The organism is Candidatus Solincola tengchongensis (assembly GCF_015711935.1).
Classification (GTDB): domain Bacteria; phylum Actinomycetota; class Geothermincolia; order Geothermincolales; family RBG-13-55-18; genus Solincola_A; species Solincola_A tengchongensis.
This window is the reverse complement of record NZ_JACVJJ010000009.1, coordinates 23244-30446: the sequence shown is the minus strand read 5'-3', so window position 1 is coordinate 30446 and position 7203 is coordinate 23244. Positions and strand designations below refer to the sequence as shown.

General features: G+C 64.3%; 4 protein-coding genes. 3 read left to right on the top strand and 1 reads right to left on the bottom strand.

Annotated features, from left to right (window positions below):
* The first annotated feature begins 144 nt into the window (after positions 1-144).
* Positions 145-780, top strand: a complete 636-nt coding sequence (gene clpP / locus H7007_RS00310; protein ID WP_287152486.1) for an ATP-dependent Clp endopeptidase proteolytic subunit ClpP — start codon at positions 145-147, stop codon at positions 778-780.
* Between the two features lie 348 nt (positions 781-1128).
* The gene (gene clpX, locus H7007_RS00305; protein WP_287152485.1) at positions 1129-2391 is read left to right on the top strand and encodes an ATP-dependent Clp protease ATP-binding subunit ClpX; all 1263 of its coding nucleotides are present in this window, start codon (positions 1129-1131) and stop codon (positions 2389-2391) included.
* Between the two features lie 646 nt (positions 2392-3037).
* Here the strand turns inward: clpX and H7007_RS00300 are convergent.
* Positions 3038-3367 (bottom strand): hypothetical protein, encoded by a 330-nt coding sequence (locus H7007_RS00300; RefSeq protein WP_287152484.1) that lies wholly within the window; start codon positions 3365-3367, stop codon positions 3038-3040.
* A 1051-nt stretch (positions 3368-4418) separates the two neighbouring features.
* Between H7007_RS00300 and H7007_RS00295 the strand changes: the two genes are divergently transcribed.
* Positions 4419-7088: a valine--tRNA ligase gene (locus H7007_RS00295; protein WP_287152483.1), complete on the top strand. Its 2670-nt coding sequence runs from the start codon at positions 4419-4421 to the stop codon at positions 7086-7088.
* Positions 7089-7203: the final 115 nt, after the last annotated feature.

Sequence of the window (7203 nt, the reverse complement as noted above, 5' to 3'; positions counted from 1 at the left end):
GAGCGGGATGACGGTCGAAGGGCCTGTCGCCGCTAGGGGAAGGGGCGGTCGGGTATAATAATTCATGGAGTGGAGAGAGTATTCTCGGAGCGGAGAGGGTCCGCAGAGGCGGATCTCACCGCGGAAAGGGATGAAGGTCATATCATGGAAAAGAGAGGTAGAAGCGGGATGGCCACCAGCCTGATACCCATAGTCATCGAGCAGACCAGCCGGGGGGAGCGGTCCTTCGACATCTACTCCCGGCTGCTCAAGGACCGCATAATCTTCCTGGGCACGGAGATCGACGACCACGTGGCCAACGTGGTCATGGCCCAGCTCCTCCACCTGGAATCGGAGGACCCGGAGAAGGACATCCACCTGTACATAAACAGCCCGGGTGGGATAGTCACCTCCACCCTGGCCATATACGACACCATGCAGTACGTGAAGGCCGACGTGTCCACCATCTGTATCGGGCAGGCGGCCTCCGGCGCCGCGCTGCTCCTGGCGGCGGGAGCCAAGGGCAAGCGCTTCGCCCTCCCGCACTCGCGGGTACTCCTGCACCAGCCGGCGGGTGGCGCCAGCGGGCAGGCGGTGGACATCGACATACACGCCCGGGAGATCCTGCGCCTGCGTGACCTCCTGGACAACATCCTGGCCAAGCACACCGGGCAGCCGCTGGAGAAGATACGGGCGGACACGGACCGGGACTTCATCATGACCGCCTACGAGGCTCAGGATTACGGGATCATCGACGCGGTCATCGAGCGCAAGGAAGAGGAGGACTCCAAGTCCAAGTGAGCCCGTCGGTCCACGGCTGGAGAGATGCCCCGCGGGGCTGTTCGCGTTACGCTCCGGGCGCCATGAGGGCCTTGTGGGAGTGCTGAGAGTGCCCGGTTGAGGTCCAGAAGGGTGGGGTCGTCCCGTTCGGTAAGGAAATCCCCTCGGGGAGGGAGATTCAGAGAGACGGTATTGCCAGGAGCCGGTCTTCCGGTGTGGCAGTGCGTCGAGGAACAGGCCTTACCCGCCGTGCCCCTCGCGCCGCGTGCCGGGAGGGGGTAAAGGAAAGCGGGCCGGAAGGCGATATAGTAGGCGGTACAGGGACGGGAACCACGTCCTTGAGGATAGACTTCGGGAGGAAGTGATTACATGGCCAAGTTCGGAGAGGGTGGGGATCTCCTGAAGTGCTCCTTCTGCGGAAAGAGCCAGCGTCAGGTGAAGAAGCTCATCGCCGGGCCGGGCGTTTACATCTGCGACGAATGCATCGATTTGTGCAACGAGATCATCGAGGAGGAGCTGGCGGAGACCCCGGAGCTCCGCCTGGAGGAGCTACCCAAGCCGGCGGAGATCTACGCCTTCCTCAACGACTACGTCATCGGGCAAGAGAAGGCCAAGAAGATCCTCTCCGTGGCCGTGTACAACCACTACAAGCGCATCCAGGTGGGGGCCTATTCCGGTGACGACGTGGAGCTGCAGAAGAGCAACATCATCCTCATCGGGCCTACCGGGTGCGGGAAGACCCTCCTGGCCCAGACCCTGGCCCGGGTGCTCAACGTGCCCTTCTGCATCGCCGATGCCACTACCCTGACCGAGGCGGGATATGTGGGGGAGGACGTGGAGAACATCCTCCTCAAGCTCATCCAGGCCGCGGATTACGACGTCAAGCGGGCGGAGACGGGCATCATATACATAGACGAGATAGACAAGATCGCCCGCAAGTCGGAGAACCCCTCCATCACCCGGGACGTCTCCGGGGAGGGCGTGCAGCAGGCGCTGCTCAAGATCCTGGAGGGCACGGTGGCCAGCGTCCCGCCCCAGGGAGGGCGCAAGCACCCCCACCAGGAGTTCATCCAGATCGACACCACCAACATCCTCTTCATCTGCGGGGGCGCCTTCGCCGGGCTGGAGAAGATCGTGGAGAACCGCATCGGGAAGAAGGGCATCGGCTTCGGGGCCGACCTGCGCAAGCGGGAGGAGAGGGACATCGGCGAGATACTGGAGCAGGTCATGCCCGAAGACCTCCTCAAGTTCGGACTCATCCCCGAGTTCGTGGGGCGCCTCCCGGTGATCGCCGCTTTCCACGGCCTCTCCGAGGACGACCTCATCCGTATCCTCACCGAGCCCAAGAACGCCCTTGTGAAGCAGTACAAGAAGTTCTTCGAGTTCGACGGGGTGGAGCTGCGTTTCACCGAGGGGGCCCTCCGCGCCGTGGCCCGCAAGGCCATGCAGCGCAACACCGGGGCGCGGGGATTGCGGGCCATCCTGGAGGAGTGCCTGCTGGACGTCATGTACGAGCTGCCCTCGCGCAACGACATCATCCGCTGCGTGGTCACCAAGGACACCATCGAGAGGGGCACCGAGCCCACCCTGGTGACCTCGGCCGGCGAGTACAAGGACGAGGAGAGCGCCTGAACGCCGGAGACGGGGAGGAAGGCCACCCAAACCTTCGAGCCTTTCGCGAAGATGCGGGTTTCCGCGTTGTCCTTCTTCGAGATCCCCCTTCCCCTTTGTTGCTCTCCGCCATCCCCTCTTCGCTCCTGCGGTTTCGTGGGCTCTCGCCTTTCAAGATTCCCTTCCTTTGATCACCCTCCGCCATATCCTCTTTGCTTTAGGTCTTAAGCGGTTCTATAAGCTCTCGTCCTCCACCGTCCCTTTCCCGTGCTCCGAACCGGCTTAGGGTGCGCCTCCCGGGCCTTTCGGCTGGGGGCCGTGGGCGCATGAACCTGGGCAAGCGGCGGGAGGCCTGCCGAGGAGCTCCAACCGACAGAGACGGAGGTGGGAGCGCTCTCTCCGACCGACCTGTCCGGCCCAGTCTGAGTGGAAATCTCGCATGGGCCGGTATTAACGGTCCCGCTCTGCAGGCTGCGCTGCGACCGAACCCCGGCCTTCCCGGACAAAGCTTTCCCTCATGAGGCGGAGGGGCTGGAGGGTAACGGTCCCGCTCGCCCCTCTGCGCCGCTCCCGTGAATGCAGGCGGCGTAATGGGGCTGGAGCGCTTCTTCGATGGGAGACCCCGGAATCCTCCACGCTTCCAGGAGCCCGGCGCCGGATGCCGGGGTCAGCCGCCCGGGCGGTGCCTTCCGAGGAATCGGGCGGCGCGCAGTAGGGGGCTGGAGCGCATCTCCTCCATTGCGTCCTGGATGTCCTCCACCGACTCACGCACCCGGTCCATAGTCTCGAGGATGGACCCGGCGCGCCCCTCCAGCCTCCGCAGCCCCTCGTACATGCGGGAGCCCTTTTCGGTGAAGGATGCCGACCAGGCCCGGTAATCGTCGTAGGCGGCGTTCAGGGTGCGGTAGACGGACAGGGCGGAGCGGACCAGGAGCAGGAGATCGACCAATCCTGTCCCCAGCGCCGCCAGGAAGACTGCCAGCGCGATCTTACCCAATGGAATTCCCCCTTTTCCTTAACGCTGCCCGCGTGGAATAAGGCCGTCGACGGAAGGACCTGCCTCCACCTTACGGCACCGCGCCCTTCGTTCTGCCCTCCGTACGCGGGTGTCCTACCCTTGGTCCTGAGGTGGACATGCAGCGCAATGGAAACTTCGCTTCGGTAGGATATGTCGTCCTCCTCGGCCCGTATCCCCGCGGGAGATGCCATCCTCCTCGGTAGAAAGTCTTTATCCGACTGCTCGATTTCTTTTCCGGTATATGGACCAAGAATCCGGTTCATGGAACAGGAAAAGGATATCCCGCTCTCCTCCGGGCCTCAAGCCCCGGATGGGGAGTGGGCCTTTCACCGCGCATTTCCAGGTCCGGCCGCGGTCCTTTTCCCGCTTCCTTCCCGCATGGGTTGGCCGCGGGCCTCCCCTACCTCGCTGCCGGCCTCCTCCCTTGCGGCCTTTGGCGGTGCTTCGCCGCTCGGCGCTCATTCACTCCCCAGGCATTTTTCCGCCTTGTCCGCGGCGGTTTCCGGCATCCGATGCCCTCGGTAATTTCCAAGGACTTCCACGTCTTAATGTCCGGTTGTCCCGGGATGGCCGGCGTTGGGCGCACGTTCGAGCTCTCCCCCGGCTGCAACCCTGGTATCCGTTCGGTTCACCGCCTCGGCGCACCGGGATTCGGGTTTGCCCTTTTGCCGTCCTTTAAAGCGATTTCCGCGTGCCCTCCGGGTTCGGGGGCCTTTGAGGGGCCGATTGCGAAAGGGAGAGGCGTTTGACACTCACGGCAAGCGGCCACTTGCATATATAATGTCTCATATCGCCGGGAGCGCCGTTCTCGCCGTGAGCCGCGAGGCCCCCGCGACTTCGGTGAATGGCCGACCTCCCTGCCGGCGTGGGGAAGCCCCCGGTAAAAGCGAATGTCTCATATCGCCGGGAGCGCCGTTCTCGCCGTGAGCCGGAGCGCTGTCGTTGTTCCTTTGGACGGCGACCCACGCAGGCGGTGGGTACGGTCCGCCCCAGGTGAAAGGTGGAGTGCGCCTCAGATGAAGGACTGGAGGTGAGCGAAGGGTTGTCCGAACACGGGACTGCCGGACTGGAGGCGGAAATCCCCAAGGCCTACGAGCCGGCCGCGGTGGAGTCCAGGTGGTACGCCTTCTGGGAGGAACGCGGATACTTCCACGCCGAACCTAACCCTGACCGGGAACCCTTCACCGTGGTCATCCCGCCCCCCAACGTGACCGGTTCCCTGCACCTGGGGCACGCCTTGAACAACTCCCTTCAGGACTTCATCGTCCGCCGCAAGCGCATGCAGGGATACGAGACCCTTTGGCTCCCGGGGACGGACCACGCGGGCATCGCCACTCACGCCGTGGTGGAGCGCCTCCTGGCCGAGGAGGGCAAGACGCGCTGGGACATAGGGCGCGAGGCCTTCCTGGAACGCGTCTGGCAGTGGGTGGAGAAGTACGGGGGCACCATCATCCAGCAGCTCAAACGCCTGGGTTGCTCCTGCGACTGGGATAGGACGCGTTTCACCATGGACGAGGGCTGCTCCCGGGCCGTCCGCGAGGTATTCGTGCGCCTCTACGAGGAAGGCCTCATCTACCAGGGATATTACATCGTCAACTGGTGCCCCCGCTGCCTCACGGCCATCTCGGACATCGAGGTGGAACACGAGGAGGTGGAGGGCAAGCTCTGGTACATCCGGTACGACCTCAAGGACTCCGACGAGCACTTCTACGTGGCCACCACCCGGCCAGAGACTATGCTCGGGGATACCGGGGTGGCGGTGAACCCGCGCGACCACCGCTACCGCCACCTGGTGGGGAAGACGGCCGTCCTGCCGCTCCTGGGGCGGGAGCTCCCCATCATCGCCGACGACTACGTGGACCCGGAGTTCGGCACCGGCATCGTCAAGGTCACCCCGGCGCACGACCCCAACGACTTCGAGATGGGAAGACGCCACGGCCTCCCGGAGATTAACATCTTCACCCCTGAGGCCCGGGTGAACGAGAACGGCGGCCCCTACGCCGGGCTGGACCGCTACGAGGCGCGCAACGCCGTGGTGCGCGACCTGGAGAGCATGCACTACGTGCAGAAGGTGGAGCCCCACCTGCACGCCGTGGGGCACTGCTACCGCTGCCACACGGTCATCGAGCCCTATCTCTCCAAGCAGTGGTTCGTGAGCATGAAGACCCTTGCCGAGCCGGCCATCAGGGCGGTGGAGGAGGGGAGGACGCGCTTCATCCCCGCGAGATGGGAGAAGATCTACTTCGACTGGATGTACAACATCCGCGACTGGTGCATCTCCCGCCAGCTGTGGTGGGGGCACCGCATCCCGGCCTGGTACTGCCGGGAATGCGGCCAGGTCATCGTGGCCCGCGAGGATCCGGAGCGCTGCCCCTGCGGCGGGGAGCTGGAGCAGGACCCGGACGTCCTGGACACCTGGTTCTCCTCCGGCCTGTGGCCCTTCTCCACCCTCGGTTGGCCGGAGGACAACCCGGACCTGCGTTATTTCTACCCCACCTCGGTGCTGGTGACCGCCTTCGACATCATCTTCTTCTGGGTGGCGCGCATGATGATGTCCGGTCTGCACTTCATGGGGGACGTCCCCTTCCGCGAGGTCTTCGTCACCGCCCTCATCCGCGACGAGTCGGGGAAGAAGATGAGTAAGTCCTCGGGGAACGTCATCGACCCCCTGGACATCATCGAGCGCTACGGGGCGGACGCCCTGCGCTTCACCTTGGGGCACATCGCCGTCCCCGGAAGGGATGTCTTCCTCTCCGAGGAGCGCATCGCCGGGAGCCGCCACTTCTGCAACAAGATATGGAACGCCTCTCGGTTTGTCCTCCTCAACCTGGGGGATTTCCGCCCCGGTGAGGTGAGGGAGGAGGACCTGGAGCTCACCCTGGCCGACCGCTGGATACTCTCCCGCCTGGCCGGGCTCATCGAGACGCTGGACGGGTATTTCGAGGAATACGACTTCAGCGAGGCCTGCCGGGCCATCTACGAGTTCTTCTGGAGCGATTTCTGCGACTGGTACGTGGAGCTCTCCAAGCTCAGGCTCTACGGGGACGAGGAGGCGGGGAAGCGCACCGCCCGCTACGTGCTGTGGACGGTCCTGGAGCAGGCCCTGCGCCTGCTGCACCCCTTCATGCCCTTCATCACCGAGGAGATCTGGCAGCGGTTACCCCACGAGGGGGAGTCCATCGTGGTGGCTCCCTGGCCCGCCCCCAGGAGGGAGCACCTGGACCCGGCCGCGGAGGAGGAGATGTCCGTGCTGCAGGAGGTCATCACCTGCCTGCGTCGCCTGCGCTCCGAGATGGGAGTGCGGCCCAACGCCCGGGTGGAGGCCCTTCTGGTCCCCGTTCTGGAGGGGAGGAGGGAGCTCCTCCTCGAGCACGAGGGATATATAACCTCCCAGGCGCGCCTCTCGGCGCTCCGGGTGGTGGACTCCGTGGAGGACCCCACTTCCTACGCGCGGGGACTGGCCGCCGGGGTGGAGGCCTTCATCCCCCTGCGTGGAGAGGCCTTCCGGGAGGAGGCGGAGCGCCTGCGGAGGGAGATCGTCCGCCTGGAGAAAGAGGCGCAGCGCCATCAGGCCAAGCTTTCCAACGACCAGTTCCTGTCCAAGGCCCCTCCAGAGGTAGTACAGAAAGAGCGGCGCAAGCTGGCCGACGTGCGCCTCAAGCTGGAGAAGCTCCACGAGCAACTCCAACTAATAGAATGAAAGGGGTCAGGTCTTGAATCGTGATACCCTTATGGGTATACGCTTGCTCGAATTGCGGTTTAGGTCAAGTTTTACGAAGGCACGTCTTTCAAATGGCATCTCTCGGGTGTATGCA